This is a genomic window from Bacteroides sp. AR29, from assembly GCF_900217715.1.
GTDB classification, from domain to species: domain Bacteria; phylum Bacteroidota; class Bacteroidia; order Bacteroidales; family Bacteroidaceae; genus Bacteroides; species Bacteroides uniformis.
In genome coordinates, this window is sequence record NZ_OBMS01000058.1 from 1 (window position 1) to 1,795 (window position 1,795).

1 protein-coding gene is annotated in these 1,795 nt (G+C 45.7%); it reads left to right on the forward strand.

What is annotated here, in order from left to right:
• Positions 1-81 precede the first annotated feature (81 nt).
• A complete protein-coding gene (locus CSD97_RS18650) occupies positions 82-1,368 on the forward strand; it encodes an IS110 family transposase (protein ID WP_098032911.1) in 1,287 nt (428 codons plus the stop codon).
• The last annotated feature ends 427 nt before the right edge of the window (positions 1,369-1,795 follow it).

A 1,795-nucleotide genomic window follows, 5' to 3' on the forward strand; every position in this document is an offset into this window, starting at 1 on the left:
AAAAAAGAACACCTCAGTGTAGAATGTAAATACTGACGATGCGAAAGTTAGTAATACAAACTACAGAAAGGTGTCCTCTATATGTATTATACACAAAATGAAAAGATTTTGCAAGTAGGAGAAGAAAAAATAATTGTCGGGATCGATGTAGGCAGCGAAAAGCACTATGCCAGAGCATTTGACTGGAGAGGGATGGAGTATTCAAAGAAGGCCTATGTGTTCACAAATGACGCAGAAGGATTCGCAGGCTTTTTTGAATGGATCACCGGGATCATGGAAAAGAGCGGAAAAGAAACCGTTATGCCGGCTATGGAGCCGACAGGACATTACTGGTTCGATCTCGCTAAGTTTATTCAGGATAACGGAATGCAGCCGGTACTGGTCAATCCGCTCCACGTTAAGCGAAGCAAAGAACTTGATGATCACCTTCCTAGCAAGAACGACAGGAAGGATCCCAAAACAATTGCGAAACTCGTCATCGAAGGCAGATACGCTTATCCGTATATGCCTGAGGGTATATACGCCGAGCTAAGAAACGCAACCGTTCTTAGGTTTCAGGCAGAGGCAGAACTCACACGGATCAAAAATCGCATACAGCGCTGGTTTGCGATATACTTTCCGGAGTATAAAGACGTTTACGGTAGTTTCAGTGCAGTCAGCAGTATGATGATACTGAAAAAAGCTGCATTGCCGTGTGACATCATAGCGCTCGGAGAGGAAAAGATCAATGAGATATGGCGTGAAGCCAAGCTGAGAGCAGTCGGTAAAAAGAGGGCTAAGACCCTGGTAGAGGCTGCAAGGCGAAGCATAGGTCATACCGAGGGACATGAAACTGCGAGGTTGGAGATATTTCTGCTGCTTGAGGACTACGACAGACTTCAAAACCGACTTGAACAGATAATGGAACTGATCGAAACACTGGTCAGTAAGGTGCCTTATGCAAAGAAGCTGATGCAGATAAAGGGCATCGGGATAAAGACCGTATCGGGATTTATTGCAGAGGTCGGAGATGTAAGCAGATTTAATGACCCCAAGCAGATACAGAAGCTTGCAGGGCAGGCAATAGTTGCGAACAGCTCGGGCAAGCACAAAGGGCAGTCAAGGATAAGTAAGCGAGGGCGGAAGCGGCTTAGGTTTCTTCTGTTTGAGGCAGTCTTATCACTGACAGCGACAAATCCGGAATTCAAGGAAATACATCACTATTACACAGGCAGAAAAACGAATCCGCTGAAAAAGAAACAGTCGCTAATGGTACTGTCAAACAAGCTGATACGAGTGTTTTATGCCATACTGAAAAGCGGTGCTGACTATGAGCCGGAAAAACTGTTAAGAGACATCAGGCGTCCCGAAGAGCCGCAAGCAGCTTAACGGGTGTAAGACCTACAAGCTGAAACTGCAGGCAGCGTCCGCCGAAAGGTGCTGCAGAGGAAGCAACATTAAGAAAACAACAAAGGATGAGCCGGCAGTCGGCAGGAATTATTACCAAGGGGCATGACCTCGCAATGGAGCTGCGCCGACGCCCTGTTATGGATAGGCAGAACGAAGGAAGTTGGGACTTCACGTGACGAATGATCCCGTTGGACAGAGGAGGTTTGCTGCCGTAACGGATATGGGTCGCATCAAGGCTGTCAAAACAGATCTCTCAAGACGTTTTGTTTGCTATACCCTGATAACGTTAAATCCGGCATTCAATGCTTTGGATCATCCATAACTTGGTTCATTTCTTGAACATAACTTTATGAAATACTGAGATTTCGCGAGTATTTACGAGATTTTACAAGATATTTTGAGGAGG

What these genes read in the sequence shown, in the direction of transcription:
- CSD97_RS18650 (WP_098032911.1), top strand. Translation starts at nt 82, where the DNA reads ATGTATTATACACAAAATGAAAAGATTTTGCAAGTAGGAGAAGAAAAA.